Source organism: Mesorhizobium sp. (assembly GCF_004962245.1).
GTDB lineage: Bacteria > Pseudomonadota > Alphaproteobacteria > Rhizobiales > Rhizobiaceae > Mesorhizobium.
Genome location: NZ_SUHQ01000034.1, coordinates 43,342 through 60,130, shown reverse-complemented (window position 1 = coordinate 60,130; position 16,789 = coordinate 43,342). Strand labels below are relative to the sequence as shown.

The following is a 16,789-nucleotide window of genomic DNA, read 5'->3' as shown; positions in this document are numbered from 1 at the left end:
AAAGTCAGAATACAGCATCGAAAGACCTTCGACTGTATTAGGGTGGGAGAGGCAAAATGACCATTCTGGTCGATCACAGTCGGGGCGCGACCCTTCTTTCAAAATTGGAGGCCCGTACGGCCACGATCGGCATCGTCGGACTTGGCTATGTCGGCCTGCCGCTGGCGGCCGCGACTGCCCGCGCTGGTTTCAAGGTCATCGGTTTCGACGCGGATCATGCCAAGGTTGAAAAGCTGAAAACCGGCCGGTCCCACATCGGTGCGGTGACCGACGAAGCGCTTCAGGCCATGATGGCAGACGGAGCGTTCAGGCCGACATTTGATTTCGCGGACTTCGCGCAATGCGACGTCCTGTCGATCTGTGTTCCGACGCCGCTCACCAAGCAGCGTGAGCCCGACCTTTCCTTTGTCGAAACCACGACGCGCGCCATCGCCGGACATTTGCGCAAAGATCAACTGATCGTGCTCGAATCCACGACTTATCCGGGCACGACCGACGAGGTGATGAAGCCGATCCTTGAGGCGAGCGGATACAAATCCGGTCGCGACTTTTTCCTCGGATACTCGCCTGAGCGGGAAGATCCGGGCAGCACTGGTTTCGAGACCGCCACCATTCCGAAGGTTGTGGCAGGAGACGGCCCGGCCGCGGCCAGGCTGGTGACGCAATTCTACGGCACGATCGTCGACAAGGTTGTGCCGGTTTCAAGCATCAAGGTCGCAGAGGTGGTGAAGCTGACGGAAAACATTTTCCGAGCGGTCAATATCGCCCTGGTCAACGAATTGAAGGTCATTTACGGCGCCATGGGGATCGACATCTGGGAGGTGATCGAGGCCGCGAAGACCAAGCCGTTCGGTTACATGCCCTTCTACCCCGGGCCTGGGCTCGGTGGCCACTGCATACCGATCGATCCATTTTACCTGACCTGGAAATCGCGCGAGTTCGAAGTCTCGACAAAATTCATCGAGCTCGCCGGCGAGATCAACGTGTCGATGCCGCATTATGTCATGTCAAAGCTGACTGAGGCGCTGGATACGAAGCTGGGCCTGCCTCTGAGCCAGGCGGCTATCCTGATCGTCGGTGTCGCCTACAAGAAAAATGTCTCCGATGTTCGTGAAAGCCCGGCATTGAAGCTGATCGAACTGCTGGAATCGCGCACGGCCGACATCGCCTATCACGACCCGTATGTCGCCCGCATCCCGAAGACGCGCAAGCACCCGCGGCTGGCTGGAAAAGACTGCATCCGGCTCAGTCGCGATTCCATCGGCGCCTATGATGCCGTTGTGATCGTTACCGACCATGACGGCATCGACTACGGGCTTATCGCAAACCATTCGCGGCTGATCATCGACACGCGCAATGCGATGCAACGCCATGGCATCGTCTGCGACCGCGTCGTGAAAGCTTAGGCCGGTCCGAAAGCCGACCGGCGGGGCATGATCTATGTGATCCCGTCCAGGACCTGCCTTTGCCGGTGCATCTCGAGGAACACCCGGTAGTCGCGATCGAACCGGCCGCCAGCAGCCGGATTCGACGTTCTCTGCCTGCCACCTTGCTGCATGGCGACGCAAGCGGCGTTCAAGTCGGGGAAAAGCCCGGCGGCGGTCGCGGCGACCATGCCGGTGCCGAGCAGCACTGCCTCGTCGGCCAGCGGCTCGACCACCGTGCAGCCGGTGGCGTCGGCATAGAGCTCCATCAGCAGCGGGTTCTTGGTGTGGCCGCCGGTGACATGCAGCGTGTCGATCAGATAGCCGTTCTCGTTCAGGGCTTCCAGCACATGGCGCACGCCAAGCGCGATGCTGACGGCGGTCCGCCAGTAAAGCTTGCACAGGCTGTCGAAAGAGGAATCCAGCGTCAGTCCGCTGATGACGCCGAGGGCATGCGGATCGGCGAGCGGCGAACGGTTACCATGGAAATCCGGCAGTACATGCAGCCTTCCGGCAAGATTTTCACCTTCGACTGCGCGCAGTTCGGCGACACGCCGGGCGATCCTGGCGTGCATGGCGGCGTCCGGCTCGCCGCCGGCGCCGTGCCAGCGGATGATATGATCGAGCAGCGCGCCGGTGGCCGACTGGCCGCCCTCCGACAGCCAAAGCCTGGGAAGGGCGGCACCATAATACGGACCCCAGACGCCGGCAAAAGGTTGCGGATCGGGCGACATCGCCATGACGCAACTCGACGTGCCGGCGATCAGCGCCAGATGGCGGCCGATGTTCTTCTCGTCGCCGGCGAAACCGCCGAGCACACCAAGCGCGCCGGCATAGGCATCGATGACACCGGCGCCGACCCGGCATTTTTCCGTGAGGCCAAGCTCAACCGCGGCTTGCGCGCTCAACCGGCCGATATCGGTGCCGACCGGGCTGGCCTTCTCCGGCAGATTGCCATGCTCGAAAAGGTCGCCAAGGCCGACGGTTTCGAAGAAATCGCGCCGCCAGCCGGTTTCCTCATGCGCCAGATAGGTCCATTTGGCGGTCAGCGTGCATTGCGAACGGGCGAGCGAGCCGGTCGCCTTCCAGGTCAGGAAGTCGGTGAGATCGAATAGATAGCCGGCTTCATTCCATGTCTGCGGCAGGTTGCGCCTCAGCCACATCAGCTTCGGCGTCGCCATTTCCGGCGACATGACGCCGCCGATATAGTCGAGCACGGCATGGCCGCTTTCGGTGCATTCATCGGCCTCGGCAATGGCGCGGTGATCGAGCCAGACGATGGTGTCCCAGCGCCTTTCGCCCGACACCGACACGCTGAGCTGGTCACCATCCCTGCCCCGCACCACCAGCGAGCAGGTGGCATCGAAGGAGATGCCAACAATGTCGTCCGCCGCCACGCCGGCCTTTTCGCGGGCGGTGCGCACGGCAACGCACACCGCCGACCAGATATCCCGCGAATCGTGCTCGGCGTGATCGGCCTTCGGCCGGTTCATGACGATGGGGTGCTCGGCGCGGCCGAGCAAGGTGCCTCTGGTGTCGAGAATGCCCGCACGGGCGCTCCCGGTGCCGACATCGACCGCGCAAACGAAACTTTTCGTCAAGGTGTTCCTGCTCTCGCTCCCAGGCCTGCAATCAAATCGGGCAATTGCAGCATGTCAGCGAATATAAAGTCCGGCTCACTCGACGCAAGCCGCGCTTTCAATGCCGGGTTGCCGGCATGCGAGCCGCCGGTGAAGGCAAGGACCCGCATACCCGCCGCCCGCGCCGCCGCGACGCCAGCCGGGCTGTCCTCGACGACCAGACAATTTTGCGGGACAGCTCCCATTTTGGCGGCTGCGTGGAGAAAGAGATCGGGCGCCGGCTTGCCCCGTTCGACCATTGCAGCGCTGAACAGATGCGGCTCCAAGAGTCCGAGCAGACCGGTGATGTCGAGCGCATAGCGGATACGGTCCAGCGTGCCGGAAGAGGCGACGCAGCATGGCATGACAAGCCTCGGCAGAACCTGCCCGATGCCGGGGATCGGTTTCAGCTCCTCGCGAAATTTGCGCATGAGTTCGGCGCGCATCTCGCTCAGATGCTCGTCGGTGATATCAAGCCCGAACTCGCGGCCGAGGATTTCGCGGACGCTCTTCATGCTCTTGCCGAGGAAATGCTCATAGGCGGTCTCCTCGCTGATCGTGCCGCCGGCGAGGGCGATCATGCCAAGCAGCGCCGCGACCGACAGCGCCTCGCTATCGACTAGCACGCCGTCGCAGTCGAAAATGACCAGGTCAGGCGTCATTGCAAGCCTTCATGGGCGGGGCTTCATGGGCATCGAGCCGATTTCAGAGATCGCCGCCGGCGAGATAGCGCGCCAGCGTCGCGCGCGCACCGTCCGCCCAGAGCGCCTTGAGCGCATGGGCGAAGGCTTCGACAAACGGCGCCGAACGGCCGACATCGCCATAGATGTCCTCCATCGCAAGCCAGACGGCAGGCGCATCCTTCGCTGCCCTGGCGGTCGTCTGCAGCCGGTCCCAGCTCGGATCGTTGGGTTCGATGACGGCGCCGCTGTCCGTCGTGCCGAAGCAGTAGCGGCACCAAAGTGCCGATTCCAGCGCCAGGCCGGCGAAGCCCTTGCCGGCCTTCAGCCGGTCGGCGATGGTCGGGATGATGAATTTCGGCTGCCGGTTTGAGCCGTCGAGGCAAAGCCTGCGGATCGTGTCGCCGATCTTCGGATTGGAGAAGCGGTGCTCGATGAGCTGATAATAGTCCTCCAGCACGGTGTCCGGCACCGGCGGCACGGTCGGAATGATCTCGTCATGCTCCAGCTTGGCGAGAAAGCCGCGCACCAGCGGTTCCTGCATCGCCTCGTGGACGAAATGGATGTCCATCAATCCCGCGGGATAGGCGATGGTCGCATGGCCGCCATTGAGGATGCGGATCTTCATGACTTCGTAGGGCGCGACATCCCTGACGAATTGCACGCCCACCTTTTCCAGCGGCGGGCGGCCGTCGGTGAAATGATCCTCCAGCACCCATTGCCTGAACGGCTCGCAGAACACCGGCCAATTGTCGTCGAGACCGAATTCGCTCGACAGAATGCCGCGCTCCCGGTCGGTGGTGGCGGGCGTGATGCGGTCGACCATGCCGTTCGGAAAGGCGACGTTCTCGCTCACCCAGGTCGCCAGATCCTCATCGATCAGCCGGGCGAGACCGATGACGCCGTCCGAGGTGACATGGCCATTATGGGGGATGTTATCGCAGGACATGATGGTGAAGGGCACGATGCCGTCGTCGCGGCGGCGCATCAGCCCGGCGAGGATGATGCCGAAGACGGTCTTCGGCGTTGCTCCCGGCTCAGCATCCGCGACGATATCGGGATGGGTCGGATTGAACCGCCCCGACGCGGGATCGATGAAGTAGCCCCCCTCGGTGATGGTCAGCGAAACGATCCTTATCGCCGGATCGGCAAGCCGTTCGATGATCGCGGCCGCGTCGCCCGGCATCAGGAAGTCGATCATGACGCCGGTGACGCGGGCGCTCATATGACCGGTGTCCTGCTCGACCACGGTGGTCAGCCAGTCCTGTTCCTGCAACTTGCCGCGGCCGACCTTCTCTCCCTCAAAGACGCCGGCGCCGACAAGTGCCCAGTCGTGGCCGACGCCCGCATTGAACAGATCGTCGAGATAGACGGCCTGGTGCGAGCGATGGAAATTGCCGACGCCGAAATGGACGATGCCGGCCTTGAGCGCGGCGCGATCGTATTTGGGGCCGGCGACCTTGGGGGGCAGGTTGGCGAGGATTGAAGACGAGAGTTTCACGGTCATCTGCTTTTATCCTTTGGCGGGACGGCTCTTCCCCCCATGGAGGGGATGGGGGGAAGAGCGCCTTCGCCCCCTCAACTCATCCACTGGCCGCCATCGACATTGTAGGTCTGGGCGACGATGTATTCGGCGTCCTCGCTGGCCAGGAACACGGCCATGCCGGTGAGGTCTTGCGCCGTGCCCATGCGGCCGTAAGGCACGGCTTCGCCGACCAGTCTCTTCTTCTCGCCCTTCGGCCGGTTCTCGTACTTGGCGAACAGGGAATCGACATGATCCCAGTGCTCGCCGTCGACGACACCCGGCGCGATGGCATTGACGTTGATGCGGTGCTTGATCAGGTCGAGCCCCGCCGACTGGGTGAGCGAGATGACGGCGGCCTTGGTGGCGCAATAGACGCCGACCAACGCCTCGCCGCGGCGTCCAGCCTGGCTCGCCATGTTGATGATCTTGCCGCCCTTGCCACGCGCGATCATCGAACGGGCGGCGGCCTGCAGCATGAACAGCGTGCCGGCGACATTGACGGAAAACAATCTGTCGTAGCTTGCCTTCGATATCTCGACGATCGGCGCCAGGTCGAACAGAGCGGCATTGTTGATCAGAATGTCCAGTCCGCCGGTCCTTGTCTCGACCGCCTTGACCGCCGCCTCGATCGAAGCGAGATCGGTGACGTCCAGTTTCACGGCGTAAGCGTTGCCACCGATCTCCGAAGCCGTCTTTTCCGCGGCTTCGAGATTGATGTCGCCGATCGCAACCGTGGCACCCTCGCGCACATAGGCTTCGGCGAACGCCCTGCCGATGCCGCGCGCCGATCCGGTGATCAGCGCCGATTTACCTTTCAGCCTCACTGCGCCATCGCCTTCCCGTCGGCATCGAAGCGATGCAGCTTGGCCTTGTCGGGCGTCAGGTAGATCGTGTCGCCGTGATTGACGGCCAGTTCGCCGTCGGCGCGCACCGTCAGCGGCCCGACGCCGTCCGTCTGCACATGCAAGAACGTGTCGGAGCCGAGATGCTCGGCGACACCGACCGTGGCCTTCCATTCGCCTGAGGTCGTCGAGATGTTCATATGCTCGGGACGGATGCCGACGGTCTTGGCGCCATACTTGGCCGCCGGCGCGCCTTCGAACAGGTTCATCTTTGGCGAGCCGATGAAGCCGGCGACGAACAGGTTCTTCGGCGTCTTGTAGAGCTCCATCGGCGAGCCGACCTGTTCGACGTTGCCGGCATTGAGCACGACGATCTTGTCGGCCATGGTCATGGCCTCGACCTGATCGTGGGTGACGTAGATCATGGTCGTCTTGAGCTGATGATGCAACTCGCTGATCTCCAGCCGCATGGTGCCGCGCAGCGCCGCGTCGAGGTTGGACAAGGGTTCGTCGAACAGGAACGCCGACGGCTGGCGCACGATGGCGCGGCCGATGGCGACGCGCTGGCGCTGGCCGCCGGAGAGCTGGCCGGGGCGGCGATCGAGATAGTCGGTGAGATTCAGGACGCGCGCCGCGTCCTTCACCTTCCTGTCGATGGTCGCCTGGTCCTCCCCCGCCATCTTCAGCGGGAAGGCGATGTTCTTGGCCACCGTCATGTGCGGGTAGAGCGCATAGGACTGGAACACCATGGCCAGCTTGCGTTTGGCCGGCGCCTCGCCGGTCACGTCGCGGCCGTCGATGTTGATGGTGCCGGCGGAGGTGTCCTCCAGCCCGGCGATCAGCCGCAGCAACGTGGACTTGCCGCAGCCCGACGGGCCGACGAAGACGACGAATTCGCCGTTCTCGATGACCAGATCGATGTTTGGAATGATCGTCGTCGCCCCGAAGGATTTGGAGACGTTCTTGAGCGTGATGTTTCCCATGGTTTCCTCCCCGAGGGGTTATTGTCCGTCATTCGTCGGCTGCGGCGGTATCACTTCACCGCGCCAAAGGTCAGGCCGCGGACCAGCTGCTTCTGGCTGAACCAGCCCATGATCAGGATCGGCGCGATCGCCAGGGTCGAGGCCGCCGACAGCTTGGCCCAGAACAGACCTTGCGGGCTGGAGAATGAACTGATGAAGGCGGTGAGCGGGGCGGCCTCGGTGGTGGTCAGCCGGATCGTCCAGAACGCCTCGTTCCATGCCAGGATGATGTTGAGCAGCATCGTCGAGGCGATGCCCGGCACAGCCATCGGCGTCAGCACGTAGACGATCTCCTTCCAGAGCGACGCACCGTCCATGCGCGCCGCCTCCAGGATCTCGCCCGGGATCTCGCGAAAGTAGGTGTAGAGCATCCACACCACGATCGGCAGGTTGATCAGCATCAGCATGATCATCAGGCCGATGCGGCTGTCGAGCAATCCGGTATCGCGGAAGATCAGGTAGATCGGGAACAGCACGGCAACTGCCGGCATCATCTTGGTGGAAAGCATCCACATCAGGATGTCCTTGGTCCACTTGCCCGGCGAGAAAGCCATCGACCATGCCGCGGGTATGGCGACAAGCAAAGCCAGGATGGTGGAGCCGACCGCCAGAAACACCGAATTGAGGAAAAACTTGAAGTAGCCGTTCTGCGCTTCGACCGCGATATAGCTCTCCGTGGTTCCCGACGGAAACAGGTTGAAGCCCTGGATGGCCTCCTGCTCCGACTTGAACGAGGTGATGATCGTATAGAGGATCGGGAAGAAGACCAGCAGGGCGACGATCCAGGCGGCCGCGGTCGCGATCGTCTTGTGCCGGGTGCTGACTGCACGTGCCATCTTATCCTCCCTTATTTGTCCAGGTTCTTGCCGACCGCGCGCATGGCGAAGAAGGCGACGATGTTGGCGAGAATGACGGCGATGATGCCGCCGGCGGACGCCTGGCCGATTTTGAACTCCAGCAATGCCTTCTGGTAGACGAGGAAGGGCAGGTTGGTGGAGGCATAACCCGGCCCGCCATTGGTGGTGACGAGGATCTCGGCATAGACCGACAGAAGGAAGATCGTCTGGATCAGGATGACGACGGTGATGGCACGCGACATGTGCGGCAGCGTCAAATAGATGAAACGGCTGACGAAGCCGGCGCCGTCCATCTCGGCCGCCTCCTTCTGCTCGCCGTCGAGCGACTGCAGCGAGGTCAAAAGGATCAGCGTCGCAAACGGCAGCCACTGCCAGGCGACGATAATGATGATCGCGGTGAGCGGATACTGCCCGAACCAGTCGATCGGTTGCCCGCCGAAGAAGCGCGCGATATCGGCAAAGACGCCGTATTGCGGATGCATGATCATGTTCTTCCAGACCAGCGCTGCCACCGGCGGCATGACGAAGAACGGCGAGATGACGAGGATGCGGACGATGCCCTGTCCCCATATCGGCTGATCGATCAGGAGAGCCAGCAGGATGCCGCCGATCACGGTGATCAAAAGCACGCTGCCGACGATGGCGAGCGTGTTGAGGATCGATTGGAGGAATGCCGGGTTGGAATAGAAAAGGGCGTAGTTCGAGAAGCCGATGAACCCGTCGCGGATCGGGTTGAGCGGATTGTACTGCTGGAAGGAGAACCACAGGGTGAATGCCAGCGGAACAATCATCCAGACCAGCAGCAGCACCACGGATGGTGCCATCATGAAGCGGGCAAGCGAACGGGTCTGCTGAGTAGCCATGACGGTCACCCTTCAAAGGTCAGCCAAAATTCTTGAGGTGTGAAGGCGGCCGCCCGAACTGGGATCCGGGCGGCCCCTGCCGGCCATGATGGGCAACCGGCGTTCGGGCACCGGGAGGAGCCTTACTGGATATAACCGCCCTCGGTCATCGTCGCGGTGGCAGCGTCCTGGGCCTGCTTCAAGGCGTCGTCGACGCTCGTCTGGCCGGCGAGTGCGGCCGAGAAGAGCTGGCCGACAGTGGTGCCAAGGCCCTGGAACTCGGGAATGGCGACGAACTGAACGCCGACATAGGGAACCGGCTTGACGGTCGGATGCGTCGGATCGGCGGCATTGATCGAGTCCAGCGTCATCTTGGCGAAGGGTGCCGCCTTCTGGTACTCGGGATTGGCGTAGAGCGAGGACCGCGTTCCGGGCGGAACGTTGGCCCAGCCTTCCTTCGAGGCAACGAGTTCGGCGTAGGCCTTGCTGGTCGCCCAGGAAACGAACTTCTGCGCCGAATCCGCCTTTTGCGTGCCGGCGGGGATCGCCAGCGACCAGGCCCACAGCCAATTGCCGCGCTTGCCCAAGCCGTTGTCCGGCGCCAGCGCATAGCCGACCTTGTCGGCGACCGTCGAATTCTTCGGGTCTGAGACGAAGGAGGCTGCGACCGTGGCATCGATCCACATGCCGCACTTGCCCTGCTGGAACAGCGCCAGGTTTTCGTTGAAGCCGTTGGAAGATGCACCCTCGGGGCCATTGGCCTTCATCAGGTCGACGTAGAACTGCAGCGTGTTCTTCCATTCGGGTTGGTCGAACTGCGGCTTCCAGTTCTCATCGAACCAGCGGGCGCCGAAGGAGTTCGACATGGCGGTCAGGAAGGCCATGTTCTCGCCCCAGCCGGCCTTGCCACGCAGGCAGACGCCGTTCACGCCGTTGGCGCGATCCGTCATCTTGTCGGCGGCCTGCTTGATGAAGTCCCAGGTCGGCGCGTCGGGCATGGTCAGCCCGGCCTTCTCCATCAGATCCTTGCGATACATGACGAAGGAACTTTCACCGTAGAACGGTGCCGCATAAAGCGTGCCGTCGACCGACAGGCCGCCGGCGATGGCCGGGATGATGTCCTTGACGTCATAGTCGTCGCCGAGCTTGTCGAGCGGCAGCAGCCAGCTCTGCTTGGCCCAGATCGGAACCTCGTAGGTGCCGATGGTCATCACGTCATACTGGCCGCCCTTGGTGGCGATGTCGGTGGTGACGCGCTCGCGCAGCACGTTTTCCTCGAGCGTGACCCACTGGAGCTGGATGTCCGGGTTCTTGGCGGTGAAGTCGTCGGTCAGCTTCTGCATGCGGACCATATCGCCATTGTTGACGGTGGCGATGGTGATGGATTCGGCATGCGCGGCGAACGCGAGGGTGCTGGCCGACAACAGACCCAGGGTGAGCGTGCGAAGTTTCATCAATTCCTCCCATAGACCAAGCTGAGCATTTGCCTTGGCTGTGAGCAATTACTCACTTTGCGTGAATTATGTCAAGGCGGATTCGTTGCTGCAGCGCAGCACGCAAGCTCGTGCGGCATCCCGGTTCCAGACGCTTTCGAGGATATTTGACGACGATTGGGACGGGTCACGGCGCTCGAAATATCGGATTTCGCGCCCGCTTGATCGGATAGGTTATCGACCTATTGGCTGGCGATCTCGGCCAGTATCCATTCGCGAAAAGCGCGGATCTTCGGCACGTTGCGCCGTGCCTGGGGATAGACCAGCCAATAGGCGTGGCCGTCGTCGCCGACCAGGTCGAAAGGCTGGATCAGGCGGCCGTCGGCAAGCTCGGCCTTGAAAAGAGCGCCCGTCAAGATCGCAACGCCCTGCCCGGCGATCGCGGCGTTCGCCTCATAGGCCTGCGCACCCATGCTGGAGCCAGGGCGCTTGGCCAGTTCCTCGACCGGCAGGCCGGCGGCGGTAAACCAGTCCCGCCACCAGATATCGCCGGGGTCGAGGATGGGCAGGCGCAACAGATCGGCCGGCTCTTTCACCCCGCCGATGCTTGCCGCAAGTTTCGGGCTCAGCATCGGCGTGAAGTCCGCATTGAAAAGCTTGTGCACCTCCACGCCCGGCCAGTTCCCGCCGCCCGAACGGATGGCGATGTCGATATCCTCACGGGCGAAATCGACCACGCGATTCGATGTGTCGAGACGAACGGCCAGCGAGGGGTGCGCGACCTGGAACGAGCCGAGATGCTGCGCCAGCCAGTTCGAGGCAAACGTCAGCAGCGTCGAGACACAAAGCACCCCGTCGGCACCGGTGCGCGCGGCGGCATAGGCTCCACTCAACAGGGAGAACGCCTCGCTGACCGCGGGCGCCATGCGTTGCCCCGCCTCGGTCAGCACGATCTGCTTGGGACGGCGCAGGAACAAAGGCGCGCCGACGCGCTCCTCCAGAAGCTTGATCTGATAGCTCGCCGCCGCCTGCGTCATGCCGAGCTCGCCGGCGGCCTTGGTGAAGGAAAGATGCCGCGCCACCGCCTCGAACACCCGGATCGCCTGAAGCGGCGGGAGCTGGGCGACCTGCCGGGACTTGAGTTCAGGCATAAGCCCTCCTTATGGGCCATGATCGACGTTTGATTGGTAGCGACGGCCGATCCCGCCAATATCTGAGCTGGGACGATCAACATGCCCTAGACATAGCGGAGGCCGATGATCATGACCACGGTACAGGAAAAGCTGCTCTTAACTCCAGGCCAAAGCTGGCTTTCGTGGCTGGTGCGCGGACTGGCACGGCGCGGGGCCAGGAAACGGGCCTATCTCGACCTCATGGCGTTGCCGCCGCATCTGCAGCGCGACATGGGTTTTCTGGACGGCAACGATCCTCGCGGCCGGCGCCAATAGCTCGCCGAACCTACCTACCGAATTTATCGGAGATCAACCCGCCGCCAGCAGGGCGGCGGCGGTCCGCTCATCGGTGATGAGGCCGTTGACCAGCCGCCGATTCACAGCCGCAAGGATGCCCGGCAGTTTCCGCTCGCCCATGGCGAGCGCGATCACCAGCGACTTTTCGCGCGACGGCAACGCAGCCGACGATACCCGGTCGTTGGTGATGCCTTCGATCATACGGCCTTCGCGATCGAACACCCAGCCAACGATCTCGGCGACGCCGCCCGCCTTTTGCAGCGCCTTCAAATCACTCTCCGAAATGAAGCCGTCCTCGTAAAGCGGCGCCTTGGGGCCAAGATCGCCGATGCCGACAAACGTGACGTCGGCCTCTGCCGCCAGCGCCAGTGTCGGCCGGATCATCGGCTGGTTGTGCAGCATCTCGCGCTCCTCCGGCGAGGAGGCGATGACCGGCAGCGGCATCGGGAACGACCGTGCCTTGACCCTGTCGGCCATGGTGAAGATGACGTTGTAGAAAGCGGCCGAGCCGTCGGGCGAGATGTTGCCGGTCAGCGACACGACCTTGTGCTGCGGGCATTCCATCGGCGGCAGCTGCTCGATCGCCGCCTTCAGCGTACGGCCGGTGCCGATCGCCATGACGATCGGCGTCGGCGACCGCAACCGTCTCTCGATCTCGGCAGCCGCCGCCTCGGCGACGCCGATGACGGTGGAAGAGGAAGCGGGATCGCTCGGCACCACCTCGACCAGATCGAGCGCGAAGCGCAATTTCAGCCGCGCCGCGAGGTCGAGGCAATTGGCGATCGGATGGTCGACACGCACCTTGATCAGCCCCTCCGACACCGCCAGCGACACCAACCGCTGCGCCGTCTGCCGAGAAATGCCGAGCGTCGAGGCGATCTGGTCCTGCGTGTTGCCGGCAACATAATAGAGCCAGCCGGCGCGTGCCGCGTCGTCCAATCTGCTGCTGCCGCTGTCCTGCCGCGAATTCAAGCCTTTGCCTCCAAGCCCGCCCGAGTATTTGAGACGGGCGCCATAGTCTTGCAGGGAATGCGCTTGCGCGCAATTGCCTATCATAAGAGCAATTGCTTGCATATTTCTGCAAGGACGAGCGAGGATCCGGCCATGCCGGCATCGCTGACGGCGGTTCGAAGGTTTATCTCCTACCGCAAACGCTTTAAGGGGATCGAAAAAGGGATTCTTGCATGACGCCGAAAGCGGTTTTCTGGGACATGGACGGCACGCTGGTCGACAGCGAGCCGTTGCACGAAGCTGCGCTGGTAGCGGCGCTGCACAGCGTCGGCATCGCGGCGCCGACCAACCTGCATGAGCGGGTGCTCGGCATTGCCGCACGGCCGGTCTACGAGATGCTGCGCGACGAGTTCGGCCTCGACCTGCCCTTCGACGACTGGATCGTACGCAAATACGACCACTATCTGCCGATGGCCGAGACGCTGAAGCCGCGCCCTGGCGCGATCGAGATCTTCAACGAACTGCGCGCGCTTGGCGTGGCGCAAGCGGTGGTGTCCAATTCCGACCGGCTGATCGTCGACGCCAATCTGCGCGCGGTCGGCCTCGTCTATCCCGGCATGAAGACAGTCAGCCGCAATGACGTGCATGAAGGCAAGCCGCACGCCGAACCGTTCCTGCGGGCCGCCTGGCTGGCCGGTGTCGATCCAGCCGATGCCGTGGCCGTCGACGACAGCGTGACGGGCGTTATGGCCGGGCTGGCGGCGGGGATGAGGACGATCTTCTGGCCGGAAGTGCCCATGGAAGGGCCGCCCGGCGCGTCAAATATCAACAGCGCCGACGAATTGAAGGCTGAGCTGGGGCTTTAAGCATCAATTCCGGTAGACCGGCTCCTGCTCGTCGAGGATCGCCTTCAATTCGCTGAGGTGCCGTTCGGCCTGGCCGGGATAGTCTTCCTGTTCCCTTGCCGCCTTTTCGGCGATCTCGTCCGACAGGACCCGCAGCGGACGGCCGGTCCACAGCGCCTTGATGTAGGTCTCGGCGGCACGTTCGAAATAGAACATCCTGTTGAAGGTGTCGGCGACGGTGTCGCCGATGACCAGCACGCCATGATTGCCCATGACCATCACCTTGACCTTCGGATCGGTAAGCAGCTGCGAGCAGCGTTCGCCCTCCTCCTCGAAGGCGAGCCCGCCATAATGGCCGTCGACGACGTGGCGGTTGAAGAAGATCGCCGAGTTCTGGTCGATCGGCGGCAGCGTCGAGTCGGCGAGCGAAGCGAGCACCGTGGCGTGGATCGAGTGCACATGCATGACGCAGCGCGCATGACGCACATTGCGATGGATGGCGCCATGCAGGCCCCATGCCGTCGGATCGGGCGCATTCGGGCCGGAGAGCGTGTCGGGATCGTTGGCGTCGATCAAAAGCAGGTCGCTCGCCTTGATGCGTGAGAAATGCACCTGGTTGGGGTTCATCAGGAATTGCGAGCCGTCATCGTTGACGGCCAGCGAGAAATGATTGGCCACGGCCTCGTGCATGTTGAGCCGCGCCGTCCAGCGGAAGGCGCAAGCCAGATCGACGCGCTCCTCGTGGAAGGGCAGGTTGGTCAGCGGTTCCTTCTGCAGGCGGGCGATGCTCATCGAAAACCTCCGTGAAAGGAGCAAAGGATGCCGCGCGCCGGAGGGGCGTGCAACCGGTTTCGTTTGGCACAGACGAGAGCCGTTGCCTTACGCAACCGTGCTCGTGGAGGCGCGAACCCTGAGCCCGCCTTGCTCGACGATGAAATCGATCACCTCCTGCAGGCCCTTGCCGCGCGACAGGTCGGTGAAGCCGAAGGGCCGCTTGCCGCGCATGCGGGCTGCGTCGCTCTCCATGACGTCGAGATTGACGTTCACATAAGGCGCGAGATCGCTCTTGTTGATGACCAGGAAGTCGGACCGGGTGATCGCCGGCCCGCCCTTGCGCGGGATCTCCTCGCCCTGGCAGACCGAGATGACATAGAGCGTCAGATCGGCAAGGTCGGGGGAAAACGTGGCGGCAAGGTTGTCGCCACCCGATTCGATGAAGACGATGTCGAGATCCGGAAATTTCTTGGTCATCTCGGCGATCGCCTGCAGGTTGATCGAGGCGTCCTCGCGGATGGCGGTGTGCGGGCAGCCGCCGGTCTCGACCCCCATGATGCGATCCTCGGGCAGCGCCTGCAGCCTGGCCAGCATCATGGCGTCTTCCCTTGTGTAGATGTCGTTGGTGACGACGGCGATGGAGAACTCGTCGCGCAGCGCCTTGCAGAGCTTTTCGGTGAGCGTCGTCTTGCCGGAACCGACGGGACCGCCGATGCCGATGCGAAGAGGACCGTTGGCTTGTGTCATCTAGGGGAACTCCGTGATAGCGAGGACGGCGAAGCCGAGCCCCATCAACAGGCACAGCGGCGAATAATAGCTGACATCGAGCCGCGCGAAAGGCTGTTCGGGCGCCAGCCGCCGCCACCAGGGCGTGAAGCCGGCGATGCCGCGACCAAGGAAAACCAGCGCGATGAGCAGCGCTGTGGCGGCGAGCCCGGCTTTGGGAAAGGGCGTGGCAAACACGCCCTCGAGCGCCATCGGCCACAGTGTCGCCAGGCCGAGGCATGCGGCAACGGCGAAGCTGGCGAAGGGCGCCGGCATTTCGTCGACACCGCGAAAGCCGACCACCGCGCGGGCGCAGGAGGCAGCGTCCCGGCCCGGCCAGATGCCGCCAATGCCCCAATACACATGCAGCGCGGTGATCAGCAGCAGAACGAGCGAGAGCGCGAAGGCGAGGACGATCATGAGCGGAACAGCCGCGAATATTGCGTTTCGTGCTTCATCGCCATGACGTCCGAGACGAAGGCACAGCCGCCGAGATCGTCCAGCGTCGAGCCGGCGGCACGAGCGGCGACGCTGAGCGCCAATGGCTCGAAGCCGGCGAGCAGCGCGGTGGCGCCCGTCTGGCCGACAACGCCGAGCCTGATCGCGGCCTGGACGAGGTTGGAAAAGAAGGTCTGCAGGAATGCGGAGAGCGCGTCCCGCAGGGCGATTGCGTTGCCGCCGGCAACGGCGCCGACGGCGACGCAATAAGCGCACTCGGCCGGCAGACGGTCCAGCACCTGACACGGCCAGGCCGATGCCGCCTTCAAGAAGGCTGCGCCCTGCAGCATGGTCTCAGCATGGCGCTCGCGCGAGCCGGCCAGCGCCTCGGCGAGTGCGGCGATCTCGTCGAGATCGCCGGCTTGACGGGCGCGCCGCCAGCTTTCGGCGAACAGCACCGCATCATTCCAGCCCGAGCCCATCTCGACCAGCGTCTCCAGCCATGCGGCGAGGTCTCTGCTGTCGGCGACCAGCCCGGCATGCACGGCTTGTTCGAGGCCGTGGCTGTAGGAAAAGCCGCCGACCGGGAAGGCAGGCGACAGCCATGCCATCAGCCGCAACAAGGCGACGTTGGAGGGCTGGTCAGTCATGGTTATGGCTGTCGTGGTCGTGCGAATGGCTGTGCGAGTGGGAATGCGACTCGCTATGGGCATGAGAATGTGCCTCAGCGTGGCTGCGCGCATGCGCCTCGGCATGACCGTGATCGTGGCCGTGGCCGGAGTAGGCGCCGCGCACCGGTACGAACGGTTCGGAGACGTCGCGCACGGTTGCACCCAGGCCTTCCAGCATCGCCTTGATGACATGGTCGCGCAGGATGAGGATGCGTTGCGCCTCGATGGCGGCCGCAAGATGCCGGTTGCCGATATGCCAGGCGAGCTCGGCCAGATGCACGGCGCTGTAGGCACGGATGTCATAGAGCGGCTCCTCAGCCGCGACGATCTCGACATGGCGGCCATCCTCCAGCACCAGCCGGTCGCGATCGCCCAAGGCAATTGGTTCGGGCAGATCGACCAACACCCTGTCACCGCCAGCAGTTTCGATGACCCGGCGGCGCAGATGCCGCTCGTCATGGGCAAGCACGGCACGATCATAGGGCGTGACCGTTCCCGCCTCGCCGGCGGAGAGCACCGAGACGGCGCGCGGGAATTTGGTGAAGTCGGTGCGGATGTCGAGCTTCATGTCAAAACCTGCCTTTTCCGTAACCCTAACCCATCGCGACCACCGGCCCAATGGCGGCGCATGA

The 16,789-nt window shown here is 63.4% G+C and carries 18 protein-coding genes; 3 read left to right on the top strand and 15 right to left on the bottom strand.

Annotation, left to right across the window (positions count from 1 at the left end):
* Window positions 1-56: 56 nt before the first annotated feature.
* Window positions 57-1,406 (top strand): nucleotide sugar dehydrogenase, encoded by a 1,350-nt coding sequence (locus E5X88_RS28325; protein ID WP_292167246.1) that lies wholly within the window; start codon window positions 57-59, stop codon window positions 1,404-1,406.
* Window positions 1,407-1,438: 32 nt separating this feature from the next.
* On the opposite strand, the gene E5X88_RS28320 is transcribed toward E5X88_RS28325, so the two are convergent.
* From E5X88_RS28320 to gcvA, 9 genes are all read right to left on the bottom strand, one after another.
* Window positions 1,439-3,025 carry an FGGY-family carbohydrate kinase gene (locus tag E5X88_RS28320; protein WP_292167244.1) on the bottom strand — a complete coding sequence of 529 codons (1,587 nt, stop codon included), beginning with the start codon at window positions 3,023-3,025 and terminating at the stop codon, window positions 1,439-1,441.
* Entirely contained in the window at window positions 3,022-3,705 is a 684-nt protein-coding gene (locus E5X88_RS28315; protein ID WP_292167243.1) for an HAD-IA family hydrolase, read from the bottom strand. Before E5X88_RS28315 ends, E5X88_RS28320 begins: the two co-directional genes overlap by 4 nt.
* A 43-nt stretch (window positions 3,706-3,748) precedes the next feature.
* Entirely contained in the window at window positions 3,749-5,230 is a 1,482-nt protein-coding gene (locus tag E5X88_RS28310; protein ID WP_292167240.1) for a mannitol dehydrogenase family protein, read from the bottom strand.
* Between the two features lie 71 nt (window positions 5,231-5,301).
* Window positions 5,302-6,072 (bottom strand): L-iditol 2-dehydrogenase, encoded by a 771-nt coding sequence (locus tag E5X88_RS28305; RefSeq protein ID WP_292167238.1) that lies wholly within the window; start codon window positions 6,070-6,072, stop codon window positions 5,302-5,304.
* Window positions 6,069-7,073 (bottom strand): ABC transporter ATP-binding protein, encoded by a 1,005-nt coding sequence (locus E5X88_RS28300; protein ID WP_292167237.1) that lies wholly within the window; start codon window positions 7,071-7,073, stop codon window positions 6,069-6,071. The genes E5X88_RS28305 and E5X88_RS28300 overlap by 4 nt, the downstream gene beginning before the upstream one ends.
* A gap of 50 nt (window positions 7,074-7,123) precedes the next feature.
* Window positions 7,124-7,948 carry a carbohydrate ABC transporter permease gene (locus E5X88_RS28295; RefSeq protein ID WP_292167235.1) on the bottom strand — a complete coding sequence of 275 codons (825 nt, stop codon included), beginning with the start codon at window positions 7,946-7,948 and terminating at the stop codon, window positions 7,124-7,126.
* Window positions 7,949-7,959: 11 nt separating this feature from the next.
* Window positions 7,960-8,832, bottom strand: coding sequence for a carbohydrate ABC transporter permease (locus E5X88_RS28290; RefSeq protein ID WP_292167232.1), 873 nt, complete (start codon window positions 8,830-8,832; stop codon window positions 7,960-7,962).
* A 122-nt stretch (window positions 8,833-8,954) separates the two neighbouring features.
* Entirely contained in the window at window positions 8,955-10,265 is a 1,311-nt protein-coding gene (locus E5X88_RS28285) for a sugar ABC transporter substrate-binding protein (RefSeq protein WP_292167229.1), read from the bottom strand.
* A 221-nt stretch (window positions 10,266-10,486) separates the two neighbouring features.
* Window positions 10,487-11,395, bottom strand: coding sequence for a transcriptional regulator GcvA (gcvA, locus tag E5X88_RS28280; RefSeq protein WP_292167227.1), 909 nt, complete (start codon window positions 11,393-11,395; stop codon window positions 10,487-10,489).
* 111 nt (window positions 11,396-11,506) lie between these two features.
* Between gcvA and E5X88_RS28275 the strand changes: the two genes are divergently transcribed.
* Window positions 11,507-11,692 carry a hypothetical protein gene (locus E5X88_RS28275; protein ID WP_292167224.1) on the top strand — a complete coding sequence of 62 codons (186 nt, stop codon included), beginning with the start codon at window positions 11,507-11,509 and terminating at the stop codon, window positions 11,690-11,692.
* A gap of 33 nt (window positions 11,693-11,725) precedes the next feature.
* Here the strand turns inward: E5X88_RS28275 and E5X88_RS28270 are convergent, their stop codons facing one another.
* Window positions 11,726-12,685: a sugar-binding transcriptional regulator gene (locus E5X88_RS28270; RefSeq protein WP_292167221.1), complete on the bottom strand. Its 960-nt coding sequence runs from the start codon at window positions 12,683-12,685 to the stop codon at window positions 11,726-11,728.
* A gap of 212 nt (window positions 12,686-12,897) precedes the next feature.
* On the opposite strand from E5X88_RS28270, the gene E5X88_RS28265 reads away from it, so the two are divergent.
* Window positions 12,898-13,530 carry an HAD family phosphatase gene (locus E5X88_RS28265; protein WP_292167218.1) on the top strand — a complete coding sequence of 211 codons (633 nt, stop codon included), beginning with the start codon at window positions 12,898-12,900 and terminating at the stop codon, window positions 13,528-13,530.
* A gap of 3 nt (window positions 13,531-13,533) precedes the next feature.
* Here the strand turns inward: E5X88_RS28265 and E5X88_RS28260 are convergent, their stop codons facing one another.
* The 5 genes from E5X88_RS28260 to E5X88_RS28240 form a co-directional block, all read right to left on the bottom strand.
* Entirely contained in the window at window positions 13,534-14,301 is a 768-nt protein-coding gene (locus E5X88_RS28260; protein ID WP_292167217.1) for a class II aldolase and adducin N-terminal domain-containing protein, read from the bottom strand.
* Between the two features lie 87 nt (window positions 14,302-14,388).
* Entirely contained in the window at window positions 14,389-15,030 is a 642-nt protein-coding gene (ureG, locus tag E5X88_RS28255; RefSeq protein ID WP_292167214.1) for an urease accessory protein UreG, read from the bottom strand.
* On the bottom strand, window positions 15,031-15,468 hold the full coding sequence (locus E5X88_RS28250; protein ID WP_292167211.1) for a DUF3995 domain-containing protein: 438 nt from the start codon (window positions 15,466-15,468) through the stop codon (window positions 15,031-15,033).
* A complete protein-coding gene (locus E5X88_RS28245; RefSeq protein ID WP_292167208.1) occupies window positions 15,465-16,136 on the bottom strand; it encodes an urease accessory protein UreF in 672 nt (223 codons plus the stop codon). Before E5X88_RS28245 ends, E5X88_RS28250 begins: the two co-directional genes overlap by 4 nt.
* Window positions 16,129-16,725: an urease accessory protein UreE gene (locus E5X88_RS28240; RefSeq protein WP_292167206.1), complete on the bottom strand. Its 597-nt coding sequence runs from the start codon at window positions 16,723-16,725 to the stop codon at window positions 16,129-16,131. Before E5X88_RS28240 ends, E5X88_RS28245 begins: the two co-directional genes overlap by 8 nt.
* Window positions 16,726-16,789: the final 64 nt, after the last annotated feature.